We start from the raw sequence: 25,162 nt of genomic DNA on the forward strand, positions 1-25,162 counted from the left end.
CATCTGCAACGTCAGTGCGCCGATCCTTCGTGGGCCGCGGGCGGCACAGCGGCGGCAGCCGGGGCGGCGTGGGCGTCGGCGGAGGGATCGGCCGGCGCTGGCGCCGGCGCGGGTGCCGCCGGTGCGGCTTCCGGCTCGGGCACGGCGAGGCGGTCGATCGCGGCCTCGATCGGCATGTGGGCGAAGCCCGCCGCCTTGTCGGTCCAGCCCCAGGTCGTCAGGCGCTCGCGCTCCGCAGCGCGCATCGCCGCAAGCTCCTTTTCGGGCGCGACCTGCAGGTTGGGGGCCGGCGGGAGGACGTTCCTGGCGGCCTCGGTGAGGGGAGAGGCCACCGGGTCCTGGCTGGCCGTCCACTTCGAGAGGCCGAGATAGATGAAGTAGCCGATGACCAGCGCACCGATCGTCGTGCCGCCCAGCCAGAGGCCGATCTCGATCGTCCTGCGAACGTCGATCTCCGAGTCAATCGGAGCCCGGCCGGGATTCGGATGAGCGCCTGCGGCGCTGGAGTGAGCGCTGTGGCCGCCGTGCTTGTGATCAGTCATGACCGAGGACTTCCTTCCACTGCGGATCGTTGACCGCGACGAGCGGGCGTCTGCCGAGCTCGCGCGCGAACAGATAGAACCAGAGGCCCCCGATCCCGACCGGAATGGCGACGAAGAGCCAGTGGATCGAAAAGCCGCCTTCGCGCAGCGTCGGACGAGTCAGCCAGACGAGGTCGGCCCAGCGCATGACGAGCACGAAAGCGGCCACGGCTGAGAGTGCCTGGGCCTTTTCCTTGACGCTGCGCGACAGGAGGATCAGGAACGGAAAGAAGAAGTGGAAGATCAGCAGGCCCGCGGCGACGTAACCCCAGCCGCCGTGGAAGCGCACCGCAAACCAGACCGCCTCTTCCGGGAGGTTGCCCTGCCACATGATGATGAACTGGGAGATCGTCAGGTAGGTCCAGAACATGACGTAGGCGAACAGGAGCTTGCCGTAGTCGTGGAAGAGCTTGCGGCTGAAGATCGCGTCCATCGGTTCTCGCTGGCGCAGCCAGTTGGCGACGAGGATGATGAAGGTCATTCCCGCCAGCGCCTCGCCGGCGACGAAGATGGCGCCGTAGAGGCTCGAGAACCAGTGCGGATCGAGCGACATCAGCCAGTCGAAGCCCATGAACGTATTCACGATGAGGTAGAGGAGCAGGCCCACCGCCGAAACGTCGTGCATCTTCCGCTTGAGGTCCGGGTCGCCGGTCTCGTCCTGGCGCTTCGACTTGGCCGAGAGGTAGTAGGCGTAGAAGGAGAAGAGCGCGCAGGCGAACAGCGTACGCGCGATGAAGAAGGGTACGTTCAGGTACGGCGCCTTGTGCTGCAGGGCATGGTCCACCGCCACCTTGGCCGGATCGGCCCACATGAAGATCGCGTCGAGTCCGAAGAAGAGCGGAATTGCGGCGATGCCGACGAACGGAATGGTGCGTGCCGCCGCCTCGACGATACGCCGGGCCGCAAGGCCCCAGCCGCCGCCCGACAGATGCTGCAGCATGAGGAAGCCGAGCGAGCCGACCGCCACGGTGTACCAGAGCAGCCAACCGACGAGATAGGCCTCGAAGAACTCCTGGCGCGCCAGGAAGAAGCCGGCGATCGAGGCGGCGGCGCCGGCGGCACCGACGACGAGCGACTTGCCGGCGAGGCCGGAGAGCGCGGCCGGCGCCTCGAAATCAGCGGAGCGGAGCGGGAAGTGGAGCGTCCTCATGGCGCGATCGCGGTTCCTCTCGTTGTTCGGGTGGCGCGGGTGGTGCGGGTGGGGCGGATCGAGCGGGTGCGGCTCGCCGACTCCGTCCCGGAGGTGAGGTCGTTCGGGCCGGTCATGGATGCGCGCCCCCGGCGGCGTGCGCGGCGGCGGCCGGCGCGTCGAGCGCGTTGAGCTGAGCGAGCTGTTCGGGCGTGAGGCTCGCGGCCTCGACGTGCTGCGAGAGTTGCAGGGCGCGGATATAGGCGGCGATCGCCCAGCGATCCTCCGGCGGAATCTGCGGCGCGTAGCTCGGCATGACGGCGAAGCCGTTGGTCATCACGTCGAAGAAGTAGCCGATGGGCACCTGCCGCAGGCGTTCCTCGTGGTACGAGACCGGCTGCTTGTAGCCGCGGCGGACGACCATCCCGCGGCCCTCGCCCACCTGTCCGTGGCAGGGCGTGCAGTAGATGTTGAAGCGCTCCTGGCCGCGCTTGAGCAGGGTGCGCGTCATGGGCATCGGCAGCTCGGTGGCCATGCTGCCGTCGGCGAGCCGGCCGGTGTAGAAGTGGGAATCCTCCCGCAACGTGCCGCGGGCGACCGTGTTCACCGGAAACGGACGCATGCCGCTGCCGTCGGCGAAGAAAGTGCTGCCCCGGTAGGGCTTGAGCTTCGGCTGGTCGTGCATGTCCTGGCGGCAGCCGATGGCTCCGAAACCGCCGAGCGCCAGCAGCAGCAAGAGGCCGGTGCGTCCCGCGACGGCGCGGGTGGAAGCCGTCTTCCGGTCAGAGCTCGACATCGTTGACCTCCATCGCGCCGGTCGACAGCAGGAACTCGCGCGTGCCGGAGGGGTCGAACTTCCCGTCCTGCGCCTCGATGCAGAGAAAATAGCCGTCTCGCGAGGCCTTCTCGCGGAAGCGCGCGACGTTGAAGACCGGATGGTACGGCTGCGGCAGGCCGTTCAGCAGGAACATGCCGATGGCGGCCGAGAACGCGGCAAAGAGAATGGTGCACTCGAAGAGCACCGGGATGAAGGCCGGCCAGCTGTTGTAGGGCTTGCCGCCGATGTTCATCGGGTAGTCGACGGTCGAGGTCCAGATCTGGAGCCCCCAGCCGGCGAGCGCGCCGACGATGCCGCCCGTGAGGCAGATGAGCGGCACTTTCGACTTGTGGTGGTCACAGATCACTTCCGAGATCGCTTCCACCGGGAACGGCGTATAGGCGTCCATGGCGCGAAATCCGGCGCTGTGAGCTTTGCCGGCGGCATCCAGCAGTTGCTGCGCCGTCGAATACTCCGCCATCAGGCCGTGGAGGCCCGGGCTCGGGGTTGCGGTCGAGGTAGTCATCCGTGCGCGGGCTCCTTGACTTTGGCGTCGGGGGTGAGCCCCTTCATCTCGAACATCGCGATCGCCGGGAAGACGCGCACGAAGAGGAACATGAGCGCCATGAACAGGCCGATCGAGCCGAAGAAGGTGGCGAAATCCCAGCGGGTCGGGTAGTACATGCCCCAGGAGCCCGGCAGGAAGTCGCGGTGGAGCGAAGTCGGAATGATCACGAAGCGTTCGAACCACATTCCGAAGTTGACGAACATCGAGATGATCCAGAGAGCGGCGATCGACTTGCGCGCCTTGCGGAACCAGAGCGGCTGGATCGCCAGCACGTTGCACAGGATCAGGCTCATCCAGATGAGCTTGTAGGGGCCGAAGATCCGGTTGCGGATCATGTACCACTCGTAGATGTTGCCGCTGTACCAGGCGGTGAAGATCTCGACGAGGTAGCCGTAGCCGACGATCAGCCCGGTCACCAGCATCACCTTGCCCATGTTGTCCATGTGCTTCATGGTGATGAAGTCCTCGAGGCCGAAGAGCTTGCGCAGCGGAATCATCAGTGTGAGCACCATCGCGAAGCCGGCGAAGACGGCGCCGGCGACGAAGTAGGGCGGGAAGATCGTGGCGTGCCAGCCGGGGACCTGGCCGGAGGCGAAGTCGAAGGAGACCACCGAGTGCACCGAGAGCACCAGCGGCGTCGAGAGGCCGGCGAGCAGCAGGTAGGCCGACTCGTAGTTGTGCCAGTGCCGGGCGGACCCGCGCCAGCCCATGGCGAGGGCGCCGTAGATCTTCTTCTGCCAGAGCTTCTTGGTGCGATCGCGAAAGGTCGCGAGGTCCGGCACCAGGCCGATGAACCAGAACACCAGGGAGACCGAGCCGTAGGTCGAGACCGCGAAGACGTCCCAGATGAGCGGCGACCGGAAGTTCGGCCAGATCGCCATCGTGTTGGGATAGGGCAGCAGCCAGTAGACCGCGAGCCACGGCCGGCCGGTGTGAAAGAGAGGATAGAGCAGCGCGCAGGCGACGGCGAAGAGCGTCATCGCCTCGGCGAACCGGTTGATCGACGTGCGCCACTCTTGCCGCAGCAGCAGCAGGATCGCCGAGATCAGCGTTCCGGCGTGGCCGATGCCGATCCACCAGACGAAGTTGATGATGTCGAAGCCCCAGCCGACGGGGTTGTTGTTGCCCCAGATGCCGATGCCGGTGAAAACCAGCTTGGTGAGGGCGGTCAGCAGCATCATCGCGCCGCCGAAGGCGATCGCCATCGCGATGTAGAACCAGAGCGGCATCTTGCCGAAGACGACCGAGCTGATCTTGTCGCCGACCGAGGCCGGAGAGTGTCCGGGCGCGATGACCGGCGGGTCGACGAGCGGCACGGGCAAACGAGGGGATTCGGCGACACTCATGCGGAAAGCTCCGGATTGGGGTTCTTGACCATCGCGAGATAGGTGGTCCGCGGCCGGGTGCCCAGTTCTTCGAGCAGCGCGTAGTTGCGCGGATTCTTCTTCTCGGAGACGACCTTGGCCGCCGGGTCGTTCAGGTTGCCGAACGAGATCGCCTGCGGCGGACAGGCCTGCTGGCAGGCCGTCTGGATCTCGCCGTCCGCGACCTGGCGCAGGTCGCGATCGGCCGGTATCCGGGCGCGGTTGATGCGCTGCACGCAGTAGGTGCACTTCTCCATCACGCCGCGGCTGCGCACGGTGACGTCGGGGTTCCTCTGCAGCTTGAACTGCTCGGTCTCCCAATCCTGGAAGAGGAGGAAGTTGAACCGGCGCACCTTGTAGGGGCAGTTGTTCGAGCAGTACCGCGTGCCGACGCAGCGGTTGTAGACCATGTCGTTCAGGCCATCGGTCGAGTGGACCGTCGCCGCAACCGGGCAGACGACCTCGCACGGGGCCTGTTCGCACTGCATGCAGACGATCGGCTGGCTGACGATGGACGACGGCTCGTCGACGTCGCCCTGGTAGTAGCGGTCGACGCGGATCCAGTGCATCTCACGGCCGCGCGACACCTGCTCTTTGCCGACCACCGGAATGTTGTTCTCCGACTGGCAGGCGATGACGCAGGCGTTGCAGCCGTTGCAGGCGTTCAGGTCGATGACCATGCCCCAGGCGTAACCCTTGTACTCGAAGCCCGGGTTGAAGGAGGCGTTGACGTCGATGCCTTCGTGGGCGCCGGCGTGAGCGAAATGGGGGTCTTTTTCGAACTCGGAAAGCGTCGCCTGGCGCACGACGGCGCGCGCGGTCGCCTGCTCGCTCTCCTCCCGCATCCAGTCGATCGAGTGATGACCCTGGGTGGTGGCGAGCTGGGCGCTTTCGCCGGTCGCCTCGAGGGTGACGGCGGGCAGGCCGTAGCGGCTGGTGCGGGTCTGCGCCGCGTAGGCGCTGAAGCCGATGCCGTTGGCCACCCTGCCGGCGCGCGTGCGGCCGTACCCCAGGTGAACCGTGGCGACGCCGTCGGCCTGGCCGGGCAGCAGCCAGACCGGACCGGTGAGCTTGCGCCCGTCCGGGGCGGTGAGCGCGACGATCTCGTTGCCCGCCACGCCGAGCTTCTCGGCGGTGCCGGGCGAGAGCAGGATGGCGTTCTCCCAGGTCAGCTTGGTGATCGGCTTGGGCAACTCCTGCAGCCAGCCGTTGTTGGCGAAGCGCCCGTCGAGGACGCAAGGGTCGGGCCGCAGGGCGAGCTCGAGCGCGCCGCCGGCCGGTTCGGTTGCCAGCGTCTGGACGGCGGCGGCGACGCCTGCCGCGACCAGAACCGGCTGGGTCGCGGGCAGAGCGCTGCCCGGCAGCATCCCGTCGTGCAGGAGCTTGCGGAAGGACGGATCGAAAGTCTCGCCGCCCATCTGCGCCTCCCAGGTTTCGCGCATCAGGGTGTAGGCATCGTCGGTCGAGCGTCCGAGCAGCGCAGCGATCATCTCGCTCGCCGTCTTCCCGCCATAGAGCGGCTCGATCAACGGCTGCACCAGCGTCACGGTGCCGTCGTAGGCCCGCGCGTCACCCCACGACTCGAGATAGTGCGCCGCCGGCACGTGCCACTGGCAGTAGGCCGCGGTCTCGTCGTCGTAGAGGCCGTGATGAATGCGCAACGCCGAGCTGCTCTTCCAGATCGCGGCGACGTCGAGGTCGGCGGGCGCGTCGTAGACCGGATTGACGCCGGAAACCAGCAGCAGGTCGACCTTTCCGGCCTTCATGTCGTCCAGCAGGGCGACGAGGGAGGCGAGGCCGTCGACTGGATCGGCGGCGATCGGGGCGCTGTAGACGAGCGTCCCGCCGCTCGCGCCGCTGGCGCCGCTCGCTCCGAGCGCCTCGTTGATCGCGGCGACCAAAGTGTGCGCCGCGGCCGGAAGCGACTCCCCGGCAACGACGAGGGCGGCACCCCGATGCGCAACGAGGTCGCGCGCCGCGGCTTCGACCCACCTGGCTGTCGCCGAATCGAGCGCCGGAGCGCCGACACCCGCGACACCGACCGCCGCGGCCAGCGCCTGAACGATGCCGGCGGCCTGAGAGGGCCGGATGCGGAAACGGTGATCGGCGACCGTCCCGGTCGCCGTCGGGCTCGACTCCGCGACGTACAGCCGGTTCATCGCGGTGGCACCGTGTCCTACCCGGCGGCGATCGGCGAAGTCGCGGGCGTAGCGCACCGAGCCCGGTCCGGCGGTCAGGAAGTCGGACTCGAGCGCCAGGATGACGTCGGCCCTGGCGAGGTCGTAGCGCAGTCCGACCGGCGCTCCGAAGGCCTCCGCGAGCCCCTTCGTCGAGTTGTCGGCGGCCAGCGGATCCCAGCGGTGCCAACGCGCCTGGGGGTAGCTCTCGAGCAGGGAGGCGATCAGACGCGCCTCGGTGGGCGAGCTCGTCGGACCGGTCAGCAGGCGCAGCCCCGCGCCGCCGAAGGCCGACTGGGCGTTCAGGGCAGCGGTGATCTGCTGGTTCAGGGCCGTCCAGGTGGCCGCGTTGCCGAGCTGGGAGATGGCCTGCGACCGGTCCGGGTCATAAAGGCCGAGCACCGAGGCCTGGGTCACGGCATCGCTCGCGCCCAGGCTCGCCGGGTGCTCGGGATTGCCTTCGACTTTCGTCGGGCGGCCGTTGTGACTCTCGATGAGCAGGCCGGTGGCGACTCCGGAGAGCGCCATCGAAGTGGCGAACAGTACGGGCTTGCCGGGAAGGAGCTCCTCCGCCTGGCGGACGTACGGCACGATCTTTTCGATCGGCTGGCGGGTGCAGGCGGTGAGCCCGGCGAGGCCGAGCGAGGCCGCGGCGAGCTGCAGGAAGTTGCGTCGCGAGACGCCGTCCGGCCACTCGGAAGCGAAGCGCGGGAACTCACGATCGAGCAGCTCACCGAACTCCGGCGTCTCGGCGAGCTCTTCGAGGCTCCGCCAGTAGGTCGCTCCACCGCGGCTCTGCAGGCGCTCGCGCGCTGCCGAAAGATCGAGCGGAGCCTGCTGCGCCGAGGGCTTTTTCCACTCGACGTGGCAGTCGCCCGCGGGGGGCGACCCGGCGGAGCTGACCGGAGGGGCCGGCGGGGCCTGCGTGTCCGGCGAGACCGGCGAGGGATGCGGAATCAGAAGTTCGGTCATGAGGGATCTCTAGCGATGACAGTTCGAGCAGCTGACCTTGCTCTGGACATTGTTGGCGAGCGCCCACTCTTTCTGTTTGGCGGCAAGGTCGGCTGGCGGTTGCCAGAGGACATTGGTGACTTCCTCGCGCGGCCGCAGGTTCGGAACCGGGTCGCGGTGGCAGTCGAGGCACCACTTCATGGTGAGCGGCGCCCCCTGGTACATCAGAGGCATCTTGTTGATCGGGCCGTGGCAGGTCGTGCAGGCGACCCCTTTGGCGACGTGGATGCTGTGGTTGAAATAGACGAAGTCGGGGAGATCGTTGACGCGGTTCCAGGTCAGGGGCTTGCCGTCCCGGAAACTGGCGCGCACCGGCTCGAGCACGGCGGCGTTGGTCCAGATCTGGTTGTGGCAGTTCATGCAGGTCTGCGTCGGCGGAATTCCGGCCGAAGCCGCGCGCTCGACGCTGGTGTGACAGTACCGGCAGTCGATGCCGACCTGCGCCACATGGTGGTCGTGACTGAACGGAACCGGCTGCTGGAGAACGATGCCTTCGCGGGTGACATAGCCGGAGTGGGCCAGGGTCCACAGGGCAAAACCGCCCGCCGCGGCCAGAAAAAGGGCCACGAAGACCGATGCCCGAGCCAAGGCGTTCGCGCTGCGAGGGAAGATCTGCGGCATAGGTTGTTAGCTCTTTCCGTTGTCGCGCACGTGTCCAGGGCGCGCCGAGGGCGTGCGAAGCGTCGGCGAAAAATTTCACATCGGTCGGCGGCTTGTCAAACCCGACCCACCCTTGCGGGCGGTCGAACCCCGCGCTATGGATCAGGTACGGCGCGGTCGCCGGAGCCGGATGGAAGGCATCTCCTGCGGGCGCGCCGTCGGGCGGTCCGGCGTCGGACTCGAGAGGAGGGCTGGGATAGGATTCGCGGCGTTCTTTTCGGAGGATCGGCATGAAGAAACGGCTCGAGAGGGTGCAGAGCCCGCAGTTGGGCAGGACAGTGAGTCTCTGGAGCTACGGCCACTGGGGGCCGCCTCTGGTGGTCTTCCCGACAGCGGCGGGTTTCGCGCACGAGTGGGAAGCGCAGGGGATGGTCGAGGCGCTCGCCCCCTGGCTCGAGGCCGGGAAGCTCAAGCTCTACTGCCCCGAGTCGAACGTCGCCGAGGCCTGGACGAAGAAGGAGAACGACGCCGCCTGGCGGATCCAGCGTCACGTCCTCTATGAAAAGTGGGTCGTCGAGACCCTGGTGCCGCACATCCGGCAGGACTGCAACACTCCAGCGGCTCCGATGATGACCGCCGGCGCGAGCCTGGGCGCTTTCTACGCGGCGAACATCGCGCTCAAGTACCCGGAGATCTTCCGCTGGGCGCTCTGCATGAGCGGCCGTTACCTTATGACTCATTTCACCGAGGGTTACTCGAACCTCGACGTCTATCTCAACAACCCGCTGGCCTACGTCCAGGGCCTCTCCGGCGAGCCTCTCGACCGGGTGCGCCGCAACACTCACATCACCCTGGTCTGCGGTCAGGGAGCCTTCGAAGAGGGCTGCATCGAGGAGACCCAGGCCTTAGGCGACCTGTTCGAGAACAAGGGGATCCCGCACGATCGCGACATCTGGGGCTACGACGTCGCCCACAACTGGGCCTGGTGGAAGCGGCAGGCGCAGTACCACCTCTCCCGCCGCCTCGGCCCCCCGCGCTGAGACTCTAGCCCGGCGCGCCCTCATCTCCTTCTGGCAGCGCTCCTGCAGTCGCCTGGGGCAGGCGACCGGGTGCGCCGGGTCGGAACCTCCAGCGAGGCCGCTCTCTGCGCCCCTGCGCCGTGCAGGAGCTCCGCCGCAAGGCGCGGCGGAGCGCGACCAGGAGAGAGTTATGAAGATTCTTCCGTCTTTGCCGTTCGCCCTCGCATTGGCCACCACTCTCGCCGCGGGTGGTTTCGCCCCGGCCGCAGCCCAGAACTCCGCCGCTGAGGTGGCCAAGGATCGCTGCGACCTGCAGCTCGCCTACCAGATCTCCCGGAAGGCCGGCGGCAACGTCCCGGACTCGGGACTCGACTACCGCCGGGCCCGGGTCGTAGCGCTGTCGTCCTCCAAAATTCGCGTCGAAGGCCAGGGCCTCTACCGACGGGATCGCTTCGACCGCGGCCGGCCCTACGCCTACAAGTGCACCTTCAACTCCCGCACGGGAGTGGCCAAGGCGAGCTACGACTGGACCGGGCCGGCTCTGGGCCCGAAGGACGACGACGGATGGCCGGGCGGCCCCAACCACATGCCGCAGGGGCGCGTGATCTGGAGCGGCGCCGTGATCAGCGTCCAGAGCGGCAAGGCGCTCGACGTCGCGGCGGGCAGCAACTATGACGGCGCGGCGGTGATTCAGTACGCCTTCAAGGGCACGCCGAACCAGCTCTGGGACGTCATCGACGCCGGCCGCGGCCGCGTCGTCTTCGTCAGTCAGGACAGCAACAAGGTCCTCGACGTGCGCGGCGCCGCCGAGCGCGACGGCGATCCCGTGCGGCAGTTCCGCTACAACGGCAACGAAGACCAGCTCTGGCGGATCGAACGCCTGGGCGGCGGCGCTTACCAGATCGTCAACGTCGCGAGCGGCCGGTGCCTCGACGTCGAGGGCGGCGGCCGCCAGGACGGTGCGCGCCTGATCCAGTACCAGTGCCAGGGGAGCGGGAATCAGGCCTGGCGCCTGGGGAACTGACGCAGAGCGCGACAGCCGGGCAGGACCAGGGTGATTCCCTGGCCCTGCCCCCCCTCGACGCAGCCTTGGAGAGAGCCGGATGGAGCGACCGCCGCGCTTGGGCGTGCGCCTTCGGATCGAGACCCCATAGAGTGGCGGGATGAACCTCGACGAAGCCTCCGGCGAGAGCGCAGCGATCGGCCTGAGGAGGCCGCACAAGAACCTCCTCGTCTACTACTTCCTCCACTCGTTGCTGCTGGGCCCGTTTTTTCCGATGCTCTTCGTGCCGCGCCTCTTCAAGTACCGGAGCCTGCGCTACCACCTCGACGGCGCAGGGCTCGCGGCGGAGTGGGGAATCCTGTTCCGCCACGAAATCAGCCTCTCCTACTCGCGCATTCAGGACATCCACCTGGCCAGTAACCTCCTCGAGCGCTGGCTCGGACTGGCCCGCATCCAGATTCAGACCGCGAGCGGCTCGAGCGGTGCGGAGATGACGATCGAGGGGCTGCCCGACTTCGAGGCGGTCCGCGACTGGATCTACACCCGGACCCGCGGTGCCCGGCGGCACCCAGCGGCGCCCCCCGCCGTCGGACCCGCGGCGCTCCCCGAGGCCGAGCGGGTGGTTGCGGCGCTCCAGGAGGCGACGGCCGAGCTCCGGCGGGTACGCGAGCTCCTCGAAGGCGTCGCAGACATTCGCAAGGCCGAGCGCGGCACGGCGGCGGGCGCACCGTGAAGGCGCACCTGCTGCGGCTCCTGCGACTCGCCGAGCGGCCCGAGCCGCCGCCGGGATCGGGCCCGACACTCGAGATCTTCCGGGCCTCGCCCCGCTTCTTCCAACTCCAGGCGGCTCGCTGGGCGCTCGGCCAGGCCTTGGCTCTTGCCGGCATCGTGCTCTCTCTCGCCTTCCTCGCGGCCGTCGAGCAGGCGGGCGAGGGCACCCTGAACAAGGTGATGGCGAGGCTCGCCGACCGGATCTTCCACATCGACCGGCCCGAGCTCGCCGCCCATTTGACCGACCAGGTGTGGAACGTCGTCCGTGCCCTCGAGCTCCTGGCTGTGGCCTTCTTCGTCGTCGGGCTGGCGGCGAGCTGGGTGCTGCTCCGCCTCGACTGGGAGGCGCGCTGGTACATGGTGAGCGACGAGAGCCTGCGCATCCGGGAGGGCCTGTTTCGCACTCATGAACGCACGATGACCGTGGCCAACATCCAGAACCTCTCGATCCGCCGCGGACCTCTTCAGAAGCTGCTCGGCATCGCCGACCTCGAAGTCCGCACCGCCGGCGGCGGCAAGTCTTCGCGCGACGAGCCCGGGAGCACCAGCACAGACCTCCACGTCGGCCGCTTCCGCGGCATCGAGAACGCCACCGCCCTGCGCGACCGCATCGAGGCCTCGCTACGCCGTCACCGCGACACCGGACTGGGCGACCCCGACGACGCGCACCCCGGCCCGGCGCCGGCGGCAGGCGCGGCAGCGACGTCGGGCGTCGCGGGCCCGTCGCCGGTGGTCGCAGCGGCCGAGGCGCTCTGCCGCGAAGCCGGCGCGCTGCGAGCCGCCGCGGAAGCACTTGCGAAATCGTAGGGGTTAGGACTCAACGAAGCACCCCCGTTCCGAAGCGCCTCACCCAGAGGTTCTGAAGGGCAGGCGCTACTTGAAGATGATCGAGGCCATGTGCCTGAAGGATGGGTTCTCGCCGATCTGCTCGACGAACAGATACGGCACATGGCAGACGAGCAACAGCCAGAAGGAAGCGTGCTTGAAGCTGCCGTACTTCCAGTAGTAGAGAACGATGAGCGCCATCATCGCCGCCATGGATGGCACCGCCAGCTTGACCAGCGAGATGCCCTCCATGTTCCCCTGATTGGCCATGATGAGGCCCAGTCCGAGCAACCGCGCGAGGCCCGGCGACAGGACGAAGAAGACCGAGGCCATCAGCCATTGTACGTGGCCGGAGAGATCCTTCCGCTTGATGCAGAGAATCGCCATGCAGACACTTGCGATGAACATGCTCACCAGCAGGAGATCGATCAGTACGGCGAAGTAGGCAAACGTCGGGCTGAAGAATCCGTTCTCATCCAGCGTCCCGACATCATCGATGTTCTTGGGAATGATCGTGAGCGCGCTTCCGGCCACGACGCCCGCTACGAGCAGCGCCAGGGCGCCGAGCGCTCTGTGCCGTTGAATGTTCTTTTTGCGGACGATCAGATACGGCTGCACGACGACCAGCACGTACCAGAGTGTCGCGGAAAGGCCGTGTACATGTTGATGAAAGGTCGCAGTCGACAGCCGGAGATAGTAGCTGTAAGAAAACCCCAATAACGAGATCGCGAACGGCAGGAGCATCCAGAGGTGGAAGTTCCTGTACCGCTCATGCAGCGCGTTCGAAGTCGAGTCCATTTCTTCCTCCTCCCGCAGCGCGCTCAGGCTACGGCACGCTGCTCGACCACTCGGTGAAGTTTCCTTCCTCGAAATTGGCGGACAGGATCCAGTCGTCAGCGATCCAAAGCAGGAAGGCGCTGTCGAACTGGGTGTCGGAGAGGAACAGCGCCCCGCGGCCTTCGGGGCTCGAGCCGAGGAGCTGAGCGTCGCTCCACGCCGGGTCGCCGTCGGAGAGGTGCTGGAAGTCCTCGCCGTCGGCGATGCGGCGGCGGAAGAGCTCGTTGCGGTCGGGGTCGTCGGGGTTCGCTTCATAGAGGACGTCGCGGCTGTCGGCGGTGATCGTCCAGTCGTCGACGTCGGCATCGGGGTTGGAAAAGAGCTCGTCAGTGAGAAACTGGCGACTGCCGGAGCCGTCGAGGGCGTGGCTGAAGAGCCAGTGTTTGTCGGCGAAGACCAGATCCCCGCGAAAGACCGCACGCGAGCTGTCAGGCGCGATCTGGAAGTCCAGAACGTCGTCAGGAGTGATGAGGCCCGCGGAGAGGTTTTCTGCCGTCTCCGGAGCGGCGTCGCGCGCGGCGCTCCAGAGCTCGATCTTGTCGTCCGTGACCAGATCGCCCAGGAAGACGACGAATTCGCTGTCGGGGCTGATCTCGTAGTCGCCGATGCCGACGTCGCCGCCGGCGACCGGGTCCGGATGGACCTTGACGGCAGAGGCGGCCGGGCCGGCGATCGGCACCCGCCAGAGCTCCGAGGCGCCATCGGTCTCGAGGTCACCGTGCATCACCAGCCAGGTGCTGTCGGGGCTGATGACGAAAGGGTCGGCATTGTGTAGCGTGCCGCCGGCGACCGGCGTCGGGTTGAGACGTACCGCGTCGCCGAAGGAGCCGTCGATCGGCACGCTCCAGATCTCCCGCCGCTCATCGACCCGCAGGTCGCCGAAGAAGACGACATAGGCGCCGTCGGAGGTGATCTCGAGGTGGTTGGTGTGCACGTCGCCACCGGCGACGACGGATGGATTGAGCTTGCGCGAGCTCGACGCGGGCCCGGCGATGGGGACGCTCCAGAGCTCCGTCTGCGAGGCCGTGCTGAACGTACCGGTGTAGACGACGCGCGCGCTGTCGGAGCTGATGTGGATCGAGCTGGAGGTCGTGGTGCCGGCGGCGATGGAGGTGGTGAGGCGCACGGCAGAGGCGGACGGTCCGGCGATCGGCACGGTCCAGTACTCGAGGCGGTCGACCTGCGTGAGGTCGCCGGCGAACACGACGCGGGTCGAGTCGGGCGAGATCTGGAACTCGACGACCTCGCCGTTCGCGACCGGCGCTGGACTGAGATGGATGGAAGAGCCGGTAGGACCGGCGATCGGCGCGCTCGAAAGCTCGTTGATGCCGGGGACCTCGAAGTCGCCGTAGGTGACGACCCGGCTCGAGTCGGGCGAGATCGCGTAGTCGACCACGCCGTCGCCGTCGGTCCAGTCCGGGCTGAGGCGAGCCGTGACGGCAGGGCCGGCGATCGGGACGCTCCGCAGCTCGCGGACGCCGTTCGAGAGGAGCTCGGCCTCGTAGACGACGTAGCGCGAGTCGGCTGAGATGAGAAAGGAGACGACCTCCGCGGCGGGCGCGGCGGCCGACAGCGAGTGTCCCTCGCTGCCGTCACGGCGGATGGCGTAGAGCTCGTAGAGGCCGTCCGTTTGAAGGTCCCAGAGGACGATCGCCCATTCCCCGTCCGGCGTCAGCCGGGAGTCGTCCGTAGCGTCCGTAGTCGGGCTCCCCGGACCGCCGAGGCGGGTGTTGACGGCCTCGGACCGCGCGGGGGCTGGGGCCAGTGCGCCGGCGATGGCGAGAGTGAGGCAGAGCACGGCGGATGGGGCGATGGGGCGCATGTCGAGATCTCCTGCTTTCACCAGGGAGAACGGAGGGTGGCGGTGAAGGGAGACATCGCGGCGAGGCGGACGCCTTGATCGCAGGCTAGACTTCAGATGGCACCCATTCGATGTCGAATCCGTTCTCGAGAGTCAAGGGAGGTCGATCATGAAGCGTTCCGAAACCGTTCGCGTCCTGTGTCTCGCCGCCGGCCTCGCCGCGCAGTCCGCTCTCTTGCAGGCCCAGATCGAGGTCATTCCGGAGTCGGAGCTCTCTCCGGGTGCCAAGTTCGCAGTGGCGATCGAGGACGACGATCTCGACAAGGTGCAGGCCCTCCTCGATTCGGGCCTGTCCGCCGACACCCACATCGACTACGGCGAGAACTTCGAGACGCCGCTCATGAAGGCGGCGCGTTCGGGGACGCTCGAGATCGCGCGTCTCCTCCTCGCCCGCGGCGCCGATGTCAACATCCAGGACAACGAGCAGGCGACGGCGCTCGAGGCGGCGATCAGCCGCGACCAGACGGCGATGGTGGCGCTTCTCCTCGAGAAGGGGGCCAATCCGAACACGGTCAACAAGTACATGCAGTCGGCGCTGTCGAACGCCGCAGCTGCCGGCAACCTCGAGGTCACCGAGATGCTGCTCAAGGCGAAAGCGAAACCTGAGCTCCCGGGCCTCGTCCTGACGCCGATGATGTTCGGCGCCTTCGCCGGCAACACCGATCTCATCCGGCTCCTGGTGCGCTACGGCGCCAACGTCAACTACGCCTCGAAGGAGACCGGTCAGAGCGCCCTCACCAGCGCCATCACCGCCGGAAAGCCCGAAGTTGTCTCGGTCCTCATCGAGCTCGGGGCGAACGTCAACCAGAAGGCGCCGGACGGCGACACACCGCTCAAGATGGCCAGGAACGGCGACCAGGACGATGTCGTCGCGATGCTCAAGGCGGCCGGTGCGAAAGAGTAGGAAGTCCGCCGCCGCACGTTCCGCTGCGCTCGCAGTGATATTGGCGGGCCTCTTCTCGGTCACCGCCCGAGCCCAGGACACTCCGCCCGACGTCGCCGGCGGTGATGAACCGGCCGCCTCCGGCGTTGACGGAGGACTGGCCGAATCCGGTGGCAGAGAAGACGCCGCCTCCGGTGGTGAAGATCTAGTCGCGTCCGGCGCTGATGGGCCGGCCGCCTCCGGCGGTGACGGACAGGCCGCCTCCGGCGGCGGGGCCGAGGGCTGGCTCGAGGTGGCGAGGGAGCGCACGGTGCTGCGCTACGCCTATGTGCTCGGGGAATCGGGCGACGGGGCGAGCGGCGAGCTGCGGGTGGTGCTCGCCGACCGCGAGCTCACGGAGGAGGCGCTCGCGAGCGCCGCGGAGCGCGATGCGCTCGCCGCTCGCGACGAGGCGCGATCGCTCGTCGCCGGCCTGCCAGGGGATGGCGGGGAGATCGAGGTCTGGTTTCACCATCCGCGCCTGCCGCGCGGGATCTCGCTGCGTGGCCTGGCGCATTTCACCCCCGAGAGCGAGAGCGTCGCGCGGCTCGAAGGTCGCCTGGTGCTCTCGGGTGAAGGGATGAACTTCGAGGCCTGGTTCTCGGCCCCGATCCTGCGCCGGGAGACCGGCGACTGGCCGGAGATCGCCGCCGATGAGCGGACTCTGCCGCCCGAGCGCTCTTTCGACGAGGTACTCCGCGACGGCACCGGCGACGAGATCGACGCCGCGCTCGCGCTCTCGCCCGACCTGGAGAAAGTCGGCGGGATCGGAGGCGCGGGCGGCATGAGCGCGCTGGCGATCGCCGCCGACGCCGGGAACCTCGCCGCGATCACCCGCCTGCTCGCGGCCGGAGCGGCGCCGGACTACCGCGCCGACCGCTCGGCAATGTCGCCGCTGATGCTCGCCGCCGGAAGGCCGCATCCCGAAGTCGTACAGGCCCTCCTCGCCGCCGGCGCCAACCCGAAGCTCCGCACCTCGTCCGCCTTCACCCCGCTCTACCACGCCGTCCTCGAGGGCCAAGTCGAGAACGCCCGCCTCCTGATCGAAGCCGGCGCCGACCTCCCCCGCGACCGCGACCTCCTCCTCACCACCGCGCGCGAAAAAGGCAACGCCGCCATGACGAGCTTGTTGGAGAGCGCGGCGGCGCCGCCGGCTCCGTAGCGTTGGAGGGGTGCGGCTCGCCGCTCGCCCGCCGCCGGGAATCTCCGGATGGGCCGCGCGGGCGACGCATGCGTCGCCCCTACAAATGCAGATACGTGAGCGGCGTAGCGCGCAGCGAAACGCAGCGGTCGCGCTCTATCCCTCCGAGGTTCGGAACGGAATTTCCAAGTGTTCCGTAGGGGCGACGCATGCGTCGCCCGCGGAAATCAGCGGAACCGCGAGCGATCGAGGCCGGGGATGACCCGCAGGGCGTTTTCGTAGTAGAGCTTGCGCAGGACTTCGTCGGGGAGGGCGAGGCCGTAGAGCTTCCAGAAGGCGTGGCGGCGGCGGTAGTAGGGGAAGTAGTCGTCGGCGGTTTCGAGGACGCGGAAGTAGGGTGGGTACTCGGACGGCTCCCACGAGTCCTTGCCGAACATCACGCGGTCCTGGTATTTCACCAGCCAGTCGTGCGCGAAGCGCGGCTGGCGGCCGAGCTCGGCGAGCACGGCGCCAATCTCGGTCATCACGTTCGGCGCCTCGTCCATGAGCTTGCCGAGCCGCCCGAGGTCGTTGCCGAGCCAGCCCAAGTGCGCGTTGATGAAGGTCGTCTTCGGGTTGGCGCGGAAGAGGTTGTGCTGTTCGCTGATGAGCTGCTCCCACGGCGTGTTCTCCGCCGGGTCGCGCCAGCGGCCGGGGATCTCGATCATCTCGTAGAGGCGCTCGTTGTCCTTGTCCCTGGGCTGCCAGAACGGCGCCGGATCGGCGGTGTGGATCAGCACCGGCACGCCGCGCCGCGCGCAGGCCGCCCAGATCGGCGCGAGGCGCGGGTCGTCGACCGCGATGCGCTTGCCGGCGACGTCCACCGTGTCCATCCCCAGGCCCTTGTAGATCTTCAAGCCGCGCGCGCCGGCCGCGATGTCGGCCTCGAGCTCAGCGACCGCTGCCGCCGGCCAGTCGGCGGCGCCGACGCGCGAGAAGTCGACGTTGGTGAAGTGGACGAGCCTTCCGGGAGCGAGCCGCTCGGTGAGCGCCATCGCGTCACGCATGTACTGCGGCGCCTTGAGGGCGAAGCGCGGCTGGCCGTCCGGGCCGGTCGTGCGTTCGAAGCCGCGGCCCGAGAGGTTCACCATCACCGCCATGTTCAGCTTGTCCATCTCCTCGACGAGCGTCCGCACCTCGGCTTCGGTGAGGCCGAACTGGTGCGAGTGGACGTCAACGAACGGGAACTTCGCCCGCGGCACCGGATGCTCGGAGACTTTGAGCGTCGACGGCGGGTCGTACTGCATGAACGAGAGCTGCGCCGGGTCGTCGGAGGGGGCCGGAGGGTTGGCCCCCTGTTGGGCCGGCAGGTGGGCGGCGGAGAGGACGAGCAGAAGCCAGATCTGCGAGGTGCGCATGAGGGAGATCCTACCTGCGGATCTTCAGAGCAGCCGTTCGAGCTCGTCGCAGGCGGAAGCGACGCCCGTCTCGGCGGCGATCTGCGCGCCGAGGAGACGCGCGCGGCCGGCGGCCGTCGCGTCGGCAAGCAGAGCGGCGAGCGCGCGCTCCGCGCGCCGCGCGGAGTAGCGCTCCGCAGGAAGGACCCGGGCGACGCCGAGCCGCGCGAGGCGGTGGGCGTTGTCGGGTTGGTCGTGGCAGTGCGGGACGACCAGCATCGGTCGTCCGGAGCGCAGAGCCTCCGCCGAGGTGCCGACACCTCCCTGGTGGACCACGAGCTCTGCCCGGGCGAAGAGCGCGGCATGCGGCGCGTACGGTACCGCCAGCAGTCTCTCCGACAGCGCGCGGCGCGGAAGATTCGCCGGGTCGGTGCCGACGAGCAGCACGGCCCGCAGTCCGAGACGCTCGACCGCCGTGATGCTGTGCTCGTAGAAGGCTCCGGCCGCACCGACCGCCGCCGAGCCGAGCGTGAAGACCACCGGCGGCGGCCCGGCCGCGAGGAAGCGCTCGAGCTCGGCCGTCAAAGCCTGCGGATCGGCGAGGAAGGGAAAACCCACGGCCTGGGTGTTCTGCGGCCAGTCGGCCTGCCGCGGACCGAAGCGCGGTGAAAAAAGCGCCAGAACCAGATGGGGTGAGTGCTGGCCGTGGAGGATCGGATTGGCACCGGGTGCGAGGCCGAGCTCCGCTTCGAGCTCGCGATAAGGCGCGAGCCAGCGGCTGAGCATGAAGTCGGCGAGGCGCAGGACGACCCGCTGGCCGCGAGGGCCGAGCCGGGCGAGGCTGTGCTCGAACGGGACGCCCGAGAAGATCGCCGGATCGGTGGTCGAGAACAGGCTGAGTGGCGAGAGTACGGTGGAGACCCAGGGCCGTCCGGCGGCTCGGGCGAGGAGCTGGGCGCCCAGGGCAAGCGGATGGGTCACCATCAGATCCGCGGCGGCGGCCGCCGGACGCAGGTCGTCGAAAGCGGTTCGCAGATGCCCGAGGGTCATCTCGCGCAGCACGTACTCCGGACCGCGACGCTTGTGCATCGCCCGCTTGAGCTGCACGGGATCGGTCGGGTCGAAGTCGGGTCCGATCGGATGAAACCCGAGCCCCGCCGCCGTCACGCGCGACGCGTAGTGGCGCAAAGTGGCGACCGCCACCCGATGCCCCCGCGTCCGGAGCTCCCGGCCGAGGGCGAGGTACGGGTAGAGGTCGCCGAGCGACCCGAAAGTGTTGAGGAGAATCCCGGCGATGGAGGGCCTCAGTCCGGCGGGTTCATGTTCGGCATCATCATGCCGGGAGCCATGAGCTCGGTCTCGGTGTAGCCGGGGGGAATGGCGAAGACCGAGGCCGGGACCTTCTCCTCGGAGAGCTCGGTGACGATGAAGGTCGTCGTCTGCGGGCCCGCGGCGTTCTGCTTGTCGGCCGACTTCTGCATCATCTTGGCCATCATGCCGCTGCCGGTCGCCTTGCTCTGGCTCTTGGCGACCGTCACGCGCTTGAGCGGGAAGCCGGTTTGCGTCTTTTTTGCCGCCTCGACGATTTTCTGGAAGTTCTCCGGCAGCGAGCCGGCCGAACCCATCTGTTCGAAGGAACGCATGATCTTGGGATCGATCGCGATGTCGGCGACCCAGACATCCTCGGTCTGGTCGGTGGCGACCTCCATGCTCATGCCCATCGGCAACGCCATGCCGATGGTGTACCGGGTGCGCCAACGGAAGTGCTTCGTTGGTCGGCCGAGCATCGTGCCTCCGTCCTCTTCGAGGAGCTTCTCGACGATCGGATCGGGGTAGGTCTTGGGGCTCTCCTGTGGCTCCTGGCCGCCCATCATCTGCCCCGCGGCGCTCATCATCTGGCCGATGTCGAGGCTGGCATAGGACTTTTCCTTGGGATTCACCAGGATCATGGCGTCGGCGTCCGGCTGGATCAGGATGTAGCTGCCCTCACCCAGGATGGGATTCCCCGACGAGAGGATCTCCATCTTCGCCCCGCCGGTGTCGATCGAAGTGCGGATCTTCATGTTCTGGAACTCGGCCGCTTCGCCTTCGCCGCGCACCTCCTGCATGAAGACGAGACCGGCGGTGGCCGGCCCGGTCGTCGTCGCGAGGATGCCGAGGCCGGCGAGAGCGAAAGCTGCGAGGCGGTTTTGCGGGCAGGGAATCTTCATGGAAAGGGTCTCCTTGGAAGGTCGTCCCAGCGATTCTACGCGCACAGGGGAGACGGTTTCCTCGGACCCTCGAGCGGGGTCTAAGATGATCACCATGCGCTCCCCGATCGCCTCGACCCTGCTTCTCGCCGGCGCGCTCGCGCTCGTTGCCCCTTCCTGCCAGCAGCTGCAGGCGGGATCCTCTTCCTCTGCTCCGGGGGCCACGACACGCCCCGAAGGGGCGAAACCCAAGGTGCCCGCGACCGTGAACCCGACCGCAGCATGGAAAGAGATCGACCGGCTGCTCGACGAGCAGAAGCTGTCGGAGGCCGCCGACCGCCTCGAGCCTTTGGTCGAGAGCGCTCGCGCCACCGGCGACGAGGCGAACTGGGCAAGAGCACTGGTGCGCCAGTCGCAAGTGCGGACCTCCCTGGGCGGTCTCGAGACCGCGGTCGAGGAGATGAAGGCCCAACCCTGGCCCCCCGGGTCGGTCGCCCGCGCCGCGGTCGAGCTCTACTACGCCCATGCCCTGCTCGAGTACCTCTCGGGCTACGACTGGGAGATCCGGCAACGCGAGCGCGTGGTGTCGGACGAGAAGGTCGACCTCAAGGCGTGGACCGCCGAGCAGATCGCCGCCGAAGCCGAGCGGAGCTTTCTTGCGGTCTGGGAACGCCGCGCGGAGCTGGGCGACGTCGCGGTTGGCGACTTTCCCTACCTCGCGGCGAACGACTATCCGAAGGGCATCCGCAGCTCGTTGCGCGACGCCCTGACCTATCTCTTCGTCGACCGGCTGCTCGCCGACTCGAGCTTCTGGTCGGCCAGCGAGGCGAACGACGCCTGGCAGCTCGATCTCGGCAATCTCCTCGCCGACGAACCCCAGGTGCCGGCTGTGTCCGGGGCCGTTCCTTCGGTTCATCCAGTGCTGCGCGGCGCCGCCGTGCTCGCCGACCTCGAGCGCTGGCACCGTGGCCGCAAGGAGCCCGGGGCCGAGCTCGAGGCGCGCCTCGCGCGCCATCGTCTGCTCGCCTTGCATCGCACCTCGGAGAGCGATCAGGCGCGCCTGCGCGCCGATCTCGAGAAGCGCCTGCCCGCCTACCGCAACGACCCCTGGTGGGCGGTCGGCATGGCCGAGCTCGCCGGCGCGGTCGACAGCGCCGCGAGCGACCCGGAGCACCGCATTCGCGCCCGCGAGCTCGCCCTGGCGGGCGAGAAGGCCTACCCGGGGAGCCGCGGGGCCCAGCTCTGCCGCGAGCTGCGGGCACAGATCGAGGCCCCCGACTTCGCGCTCCAGATGATGGCCGTCGACAGTGCCGGACGCCGTTCGATCGAGATCTCGCACCGGAATCTCCGAGAGCTCCATCTGCGCGCCTACCCGGTCGATCTCGCGGCGCAGCTCGCCCGCAAGGAGTTCCGCGGTCTCTTTCCGAACGACGACCGCGAGATCGAACGGCTGATCTCGGGCGGCGAGCCCGCGGCCGCCTGGAGTGTCGCGTTGCCGAAGACGGCGGATTTCCTGACCCACCGGACGTTCGCGGCGCCGCCGCTCACGAGGTCCGGCCTCTACCTCATCGTCGCCTCGGCGGAGCGCTCGTTCGCCAAGCCAGGCAATCGCCGCGTGGCACTGCCGTTCACCCTGTCGGGTCTCGTCCTGCTGGAGGAGAGTGCGAGCTTCCCCTGGGAGGTGCGGCTCGTCGAGGGGAGCGACGGCCGGGCGGCGGCCGGAGTCGAGGTTGCGCTCTACCGCAATACCTGGCGCGAGGCGCCGACGCGCATCAGCGCCGTGCGCACCGACGCCGCCGGCCGCGCGACGTTCGCCTTTCCCGGCGAGAGCGGCTACTCCAACTTCCTGGTGGTCGCGCGGCGCGGCGACGACAGCGCCGTGGCGCAGCGCTACGGGGGCCAGCCCCAGCCCGGGACGAGCCCGTACACGAGCTCCCTCCTCTTCACCGACCGGGCGATCTACCGGCCCGAGCAGAAGCTCTACTGGAAGGTCCTGGCCTACGAGAGCGGCCGCGGCCGCGGCGAGCTCACGCCGGCGCCGGAGACGCCGGTCGAAGTCTCGCTCACCGATCCCAACGGCGAGACGGTGGCGGCGGTCACCGTCACGACGAATCGCTTTGGCACGGCGGCGGGTGAATTTCTGATTCCCGCCGGCAGGCTCCTCGGCGAATGGACAATCGAGAGCTCGCTCGACGGCGAGACCGCGGTGCGCGTCGAGGAGTACAAGCGCCCGACGTTCGAGGTCGAGGTCGACGCTCCGGCGCGCGAGCTGCGCCTCAACCGGCCGGCCGAGCTCAGTGGCGAGGCACGCTACTACTTCGGCCTGCCGGTCACCTCCGGTCGCGTCGCCTGGCGGGTGACTCGCCAGCCGGAGCTTCCCTGGTGGTGGCGCTTCTGGGGCTTCGCCGGCGGCTCCACCGAGGCGCAGGCGATCGCGAGCGGCACGACGGTGCTCGCTGCGGACGGCCGGTTCCAGATCGCGTTCACCCCGGCGGCGGACGAAAGCGACAAGGCGAAGGGCTTCACCTATCTCTATCGCCTCGAGGCCGACATCACCGACGACGGCGGCGAGACGCGCACCGGCGAGCGCACGGTGCGGCTCGGCTGGGCGGCGGTCGAAGCGCTCGCCGCGAAGCCGGCCGACCTCGTGGTCGAGAATCGGCCGTTCGAGATCTCGATCCGCCGCCAGGACCTGGACGGCGCGCCACGCCCCGGAGACGGCAAGTGGCGGCTGCTGCGCCTGGAGGCGCCGGCCGCCGGGATGCTACCGGCCGATCTCCCGCTGCGTCCGGCCGATTCTCCGGCCGAATCTGCCGATCGCTTTGCGACCCCGGGCGACCGGCTGCGCCCGCGCTGGACCGGTGCCAGAGCGACGGCACAGGCGCTCGCCCTTTTCGCCGACGGCCAGGAGGTCGCGAGCGGCGACCTGCGGCACGATGCCTCCGGCAGCGGCAAGATCCCGTTCGCCAAGCTCGGCGCGGGCGCCTACCGCCTGCGCTACGAGACGCGCGACAGCTTCGGCGAGACCGGGCGCACGCAGCTCGATTTCGTCGTCGCCGGCCGCGTGACGCCGCTCGCTCTCGCCGCCGACCTCGCCTTCGATCGCGCCTCCGCTGAGCCGGGCCAGTCCGTTCGGCTCTGGTTCCACTCGGGGTTGAAGGACGCACCGGCCGAGCTCGAGCTGCTGCGCGGCGTGGAGCGTGTCTGGCGCCGCAGCGTGACGCTCTCCGGTTCGCAGTGGATCGATCTGCCGGTGGCCGAAGCGGACCGCGGTGGGCTGGCGGCGCGGCTAACCCTGGTGGCCGACCACCAGTTCGTCTCCCAGAGCGCCGCGCTCGAGGTGCCGTGGAAGAACAAGGAGCTCACGGTCGAGTTCGCGACCTTCCGCGACCGGCTGACGCCCGGAGCGCGCGAGACGTTCCGCATCACCGTGAAGGACGCCCAGGGCCGACCGGTCGAGGCCGGCGCGGCGGAGCTCCTGGCCTCGATGCACGACCGGAGCCTCGATCTCTTCGCCCCGTTCGCAGCGCCGCGCCCGCTGGGCCTGTTCCCCACCGGCGCTTACTTTCCGCCGCTCTCGTCGAATCTCGGGGCCATCGGTCCGCTCTGGCAGCGCGACGAATCGTGGGTGAAGTGGGCTGCGGTGGACGAGCTTTCGGGCGACGCCTTCGTCGAGATCTCGCCCTGGGGGATCGGTGGCCCCGGCAGCGGCCGCGGTGGGCCGATGCGCAGAATGCAGAAGGGTGGCGTCGCCATGATGGCGATGATGGCCGAAGGCGCGGTGCCGGCACCGGCTGCGGCGCCGGCACCGCAGGGCGTGGCGGACGTCGGCGGAGTCGCCGAGACGATCGCGGTCACCGGCGATGCGGCGAGCGAGGAGCCGGCAGCGGTCGCCCTGCGCGCGAACTTCGCCGAGACCGCCTTCTGGCAGCCGCAGCTGCTGACCGGCGCCGACGGCTCGGCGGCGATCGAGTTCACCGTCCCCGATTCGGTCACCTCGTGGCGGGTGTGGGTCGCCGCGCTCTCGCAGACGCTCGCCTCGGGCTACGTCGAGAAGAGCGCCGAATCGGTGAAAGAGCTGATGATCCGCCCCTACCTGCCGCGCTTCCTGCGCGAGGGCGACGTCGCTCAGCTCAAGGTGGTCGTCAACAGCGCCGGAGAGTCGGTGCTCGCCGGCGAGGCGACGCTCGAGATCACCGATCCCGAGACGAACGCCTCGCTGCTCGCGGAATTCGGCCTCACCGCGGCGACCGCGAAGCAGCCGTTCCGGGTCGAACCCGGCAAGGGGGTCGACCTCACCTTCCCGCTCACCGCACCCCGCCGTGTCGGTCCGACGGCGTTCAAGATCGTCGCGCGCGCCGGCAACCTCTCGGACGGCGAGCTCCGTCCGCTGCCGCTCCTGCCGTCGCGCATCCATCTCGCGCAGTCGCGTTTCGTGACCCTGAAGGGCGCCGAGCGCCGCGAGATGACCTTCGACGACATGAAGAAGAACGACCCGACGCGCATCGACGAGCAGATGGTCGTCACCGTGGACGGGCAGCTCTTCTATTCGATGCTCGACGCGCTGCCCTATCTCGTCGAGTATCCCTACGAGTGCACCGAGCAGACGATGAACCGGTTCGTTTCGACCGGCATGATGTCGAGCCTCTTCGAGCAGTACCCCGCGGCGGCACGTGCGGCCAAGGAGATGGCCGAGCGCGAGACTCCGCTGGAGCGTTTCGATACCCCGCAAGGGGGGGATCCCAACCTCAAGATGGCGCTCGAAGAGACCCCATGGCTGCGCGAGTCGCGCGGCGGCGACAAGGGCGACCGGGAGTTTCTGCGCGTCCTCGACCCGGCGGTGGCGCGCGCCCAGCGCGACTCTGCCCTGACCAAGCTCGAGCAGGCCCAGCTTCCCAACGGCGGCTTCCCCTGGTTCGCCGGCGGACCGGCCTCGCCCTACATGACGCTCTATCTCATGGGCGGCATGGC

The 25,162-nt window shown here is 68.6% G+C and carries 18 protein-coding genes; 7 read left to right on the forward strand and 11 right to left on the reverse strand.

Features of this window, described 5'->3' with window-relative positions:
- Positions 1–11: 11 nt before the first annotated feature.
- From KBI44_01255 to KBI44_01285, 7 genes are all read right to left on the reverse strand, one after another.
- Complete coding sequence (locus KBI44_01255) at positions 12–542, reverse strand: hypothetical protein (protein ID MBP9143085.1); 531 nt, start codon at positions 540–542, stop codon at positions 12–14.
- The gene (locus tag KBI44_01260; protein ID MBP9143086.1) at positions 535–1,731 is read right to left on the reverse strand and encodes a hypothetical protein; all 1,197 of its coding nucleotides are present in this window, start codon (positions 1,729–1,731) and stop codon (positions 535–537) included. The genes KBI44_01255 and KBI44_01260 overlap by 8 nt, the downstream gene beginning before the upstream one ends.
- 112 nt (positions 1,732–1,843) lie before the next feature.
- Entirely contained in the window at positions 1,844–2,506 is a 663-nt protein-coding gene (locus KBI44_01265) for a cytochrome c (protein MBP9143087.1), read from the reverse strand.
- Positions 2,493–3,053, reverse strand: coding sequence for a DUF3341 domain-containing protein (locus tag KBI44_01270; protein MBP9143088.1), 561 nt, complete (start codon positions 3,051–3,053; stop codon positions 2,493–2,495). Before KBI44_01270 ends, KBI44_01265 begins: the two co-directional genes overlap by 14 nt.
- Entirely contained in the window at positions 3,050–4,441 is a 1,392-nt protein-coding gene (gene nrfD / locus KBI44_01275) for a polysulfide reductase NrfD (GenBank protein ID MBP9143089.1), read from the reverse strand. The genes KBI44_01270 and nrfD overlap by 4 nt, the downstream gene beginning before the upstream one ends.
- Positions 4,438–7,608 carry a TAT-variant-translocated molybdopterin oxidoreductase gene (locus KBI44_01280; protein ID MBP9143090.1) on the reverse strand — a complete coding sequence of 1,057 codons (3,171 nt, stop codon included), beginning with the start codon at positions 7,606–7,608 and terminating at the stop codon, positions 4,438–4,440. Before KBI44_01280 ends, nrfD begins: the two co-directional genes overlap by 4 nt.
- Before the next feature lie 9 nt (positions 7,609–7,617).
- Entirely contained in the window at positions 7,618–8,268 is a 651-nt protein-coding gene (locus KBI44_01285; GenBank protein MBP9143091.1) for a cytochrome c3 family protein, read from the reverse strand.
- Between the two features lie 269 nt (positions 8,269–8,537).
- Here KBI44_01285 and KBI44_01290 point away from each other — a divergent pair, with 269 nt between their 5' ends.
- The 4 genes from KBI44_01290 (at position 8,538) to KBI44_01305 (ending at position 11,847) form a co-directional block, all read left to right on the forward strand.
- Positions 8,538–9,287, forward strand: coding sequence for an esterase (locus KBI44_01290; protein ID MBP9143092.1), 750 nt, complete (start codon positions 8,538–8,540; stop codon positions 9,285–9,287).
- A 169-nt stretch (positions 9,288–9,456) separates the two neighbouring features.
- Positions 9,457–10,290 (forward strand): RICIN domain-containing protein, encoded by an 834-nt coding sequence (locus KBI44_01295; protein MBP9143093.1) that lies wholly within the window; start codon positions 9,457–9,459, stop codon positions 10,288–10,290.
- 181 nt (positions 10,291–10,471) lie between these two features.
- Positions 10,472–11,002: a PH domain-containing protein gene (locus KBI44_01300; GenBank protein ID MBP9143094.1), complete on the forward strand. Its 531-nt coding sequence runs from the start codon at positions 10,472–10,474 to the stop codon at positions 11,000–11,002.
- On the forward strand, positions 10,999–11,847 hold the full coding sequence (locus KBI44_01305; protein MBP9143095.1) for a PH domain-containing protein: 849 nt from the start codon (positions 10,999–11,001) through the stop codon (positions 11,845–11,847). The genes KBI44_01300 and KBI44_01305 overlap by 4 nt, the downstream gene beginning before the upstream one ends.
- Positions 11,848–11,913: 66 nt before the next feature.
- On the opposite strand, the gene KBI44_01310 is transcribed toward KBI44_01305, so the two are convergent.
- Both KBI44_01310 and KBI44_01315 read right to left on the reverse strand, forming a co-directional pair.
- Positions 11,914–12,663 (reverse strand): hypothetical protein, encoded by a 750-nt coding sequence (locus KBI44_01310; protein MBP9143096.1) that lies wholly within the window; start codon positions 12,661–12,663, stop codon positions 11,914–11,916.
- 28 nt (positions 12,664–12,691) lie between these two features.
- Positions 12,692–14,524: a hypothetical protein gene (locus KBI44_01315; protein ID MBP9143097.1), complete on the reverse strand. Its 1,833-nt coding sequence runs from the start codon at positions 14,522–14,524 to the stop codon at positions 12,692–12,694.
- A 148-nt stretch (positions 14,525–14,672) separates the two neighbouring features.
- Here KBI44_01315 and KBI44_01320 point away from each other — a divergent pair, with 148 nt between their 5' ends.
- Both KBI44_01320 and KBI44_01325 read left to right on the forward strand, forming a co-directional pair.
- The gene (locus tag KBI44_01320; GenBank protein MBP9143098.1) at positions 14,673–15,467 is read left to right on the forward strand and encodes an ankyrin repeat domain-containing protein; all 795 of its coding nucleotides are present in this window, start codon (positions 14,673–14,675) and stop codon (positions 15,465–15,467) included.
- A complete protein-coding gene (locus tag KBI44_01325) occupies positions 15,454–16,647 on the forward strand; it encodes an ankyrin repeat domain-containing protein (GenBank protein MBP9143099.1) in 1,194 nt (397 codons plus the stop codon). The genes KBI44_01320 and KBI44_01325 overlap by 14 nt, the downstream gene beginning before the upstream one ends.
- A gap of 206 nt (positions 16,648–16,853) precedes the next feature.
- On the opposite strand, the gene KBI44_01330 is transcribed toward KBI44_01325, so the two are convergent.
- Together KBI44_01330 and KBI44_01335 are read right to left on the reverse strand one after the other, a co-directional pair.
- Positions 16,854–18,023 carry an amidohydrolase family protein gene (locus KBI44_01330; GenBank protein MBP9143100.1) on the reverse strand — a complete coding sequence of 390 codons (1,170 nt, stop codon included), beginning with the start codon at positions 18,021–18,023 and terminating at the stop codon, positions 16,854–16,856.
- Between the two features lie 24 nt (positions 18,024–18,047).
- Complete coding sequence (locus KBI44_01335) at positions 18,048–19,760, reverse strand: glycosyltransferase family 1 protein (protein ID MBP9143101.1); 1,713 nt, start codon at positions 19,758–19,760, stop codon at positions 18,048–18,050.
- Positions 19,761–20,306: 546 nt separating this feature from the next.
- On the opposite strand from KBI44_01335, the gene KBI44_01340 reads away from it, so the two are divergent.
- On the forward strand, positions 20,307–25,162 hold a 4,856-nt coding region (locus KBI44_01340), incomplete at its 3' end, for a hypothetical protein (protein ID MBP9143102.1).

It is taken from the genome of Thermoanaerobaculia bacterium (assembly GCA_018057705.1).
Taxonomy (GTDB): Bacteria; Acidobacteriota; Thermoanaerobaculia; order Multivoradales; family JAGPDF01; genus JAGPDF01.

Excerpts from the sequence above, each read along its gene's own strand:
- KBI44_01255 (MBP9143085.1), bottom strand. The coding sequence starts at position 542 with ATGACTGATCACAAGCACGGCGGCCACAGCGCTCACTCCAGCGCCGCA.
- KBI44_01260 (MBP9143086.1), bottom strand. The coding sequence starts at position 1,731 with ATGAGGACGCTCCACTTCCCGCTCCGCTCCGCTGATTTCGAGGCGCCG.
- KBI44_01265 (MBP9143087.1), bottom strand. The coding sequence starts at position 2,506 with ATGTCGAGCTCTGACCGGAAGACGGCTTCCACCCGCGCCGTCGCGGGA.
- KBI44_01270 (MBP9143088.1), bottom strand. The coding sequence starts at position 3,053 with ATGACTACCTCGACCGCAACCCCGAGCCCGGGCCTCCACGGCCTGATG.
- nrfD (MBP9143089.1), bottom strand. The coding sequence starts at position 4,441 with ATGAGTGTCGCCGAATCCCCTCGTTTGCCCGTGCCGCTCGTCGACCCG.
- KBI44_01280 (MBP9143090.1), bottom strand. The coding sequence starts at position 7,608 with ATGACCGAACTTCTGATTCCGCATCCCTCGCCGGTCTCGCCGGACACG.
- KBI44_01285 (MBP9143091.1), bottom strand. The coding sequence starts at position 8,268 with ATGCCGCAGATCTTCCCTCGCAGCGCGAACGCCTTGGCTCGGGCATCG.
- KBI44_01290 (MBP9143092.1), top strand. The coding sequence starts at position 8,538 with ATGAAGAAACGGCTCGAGAGGGTGCAGAGCCCGCAGTTGGGCAGGACA.
- KBI44_01295 (MBP9143093.1), top strand. The coding sequence starts at position 9,457 with ATGAAGATTCTTCCGTCTTTGCCGTTCGCCCTCGCATTGGCCACCACT.
- KBI44_01310 (MBP9143096.1), bottom strand. The coding sequence starts at position 12,663 with ATGGACTCGACTTCGAACGCGCTGCATGAGCGGTACAGGAACTTCCAC.
- KBI44_01315 (MBP9143097.1), bottom strand. The coding sequence starts at position 14,524 with ATGCGCCCCATCGCCCCATCCGCCGTGCTCTGCCTCACTCTCGCCATC.
- KBI44_01320 (MBP9143098.1), top strand. The coding sequence starts at position 14,673 with ATGAAGCGTTCCGAAACCGTTCGCGTCCTGTGTCTCGCCGCCGGCCTC.
- KBI44_01330 (MBP9143100.1), bottom strand. The coding sequence starts at position 18,023 with ATGCGCACCTCGCAGATCTGGCTTCTGCTCGTCCTCTCCGCCGCCCAC.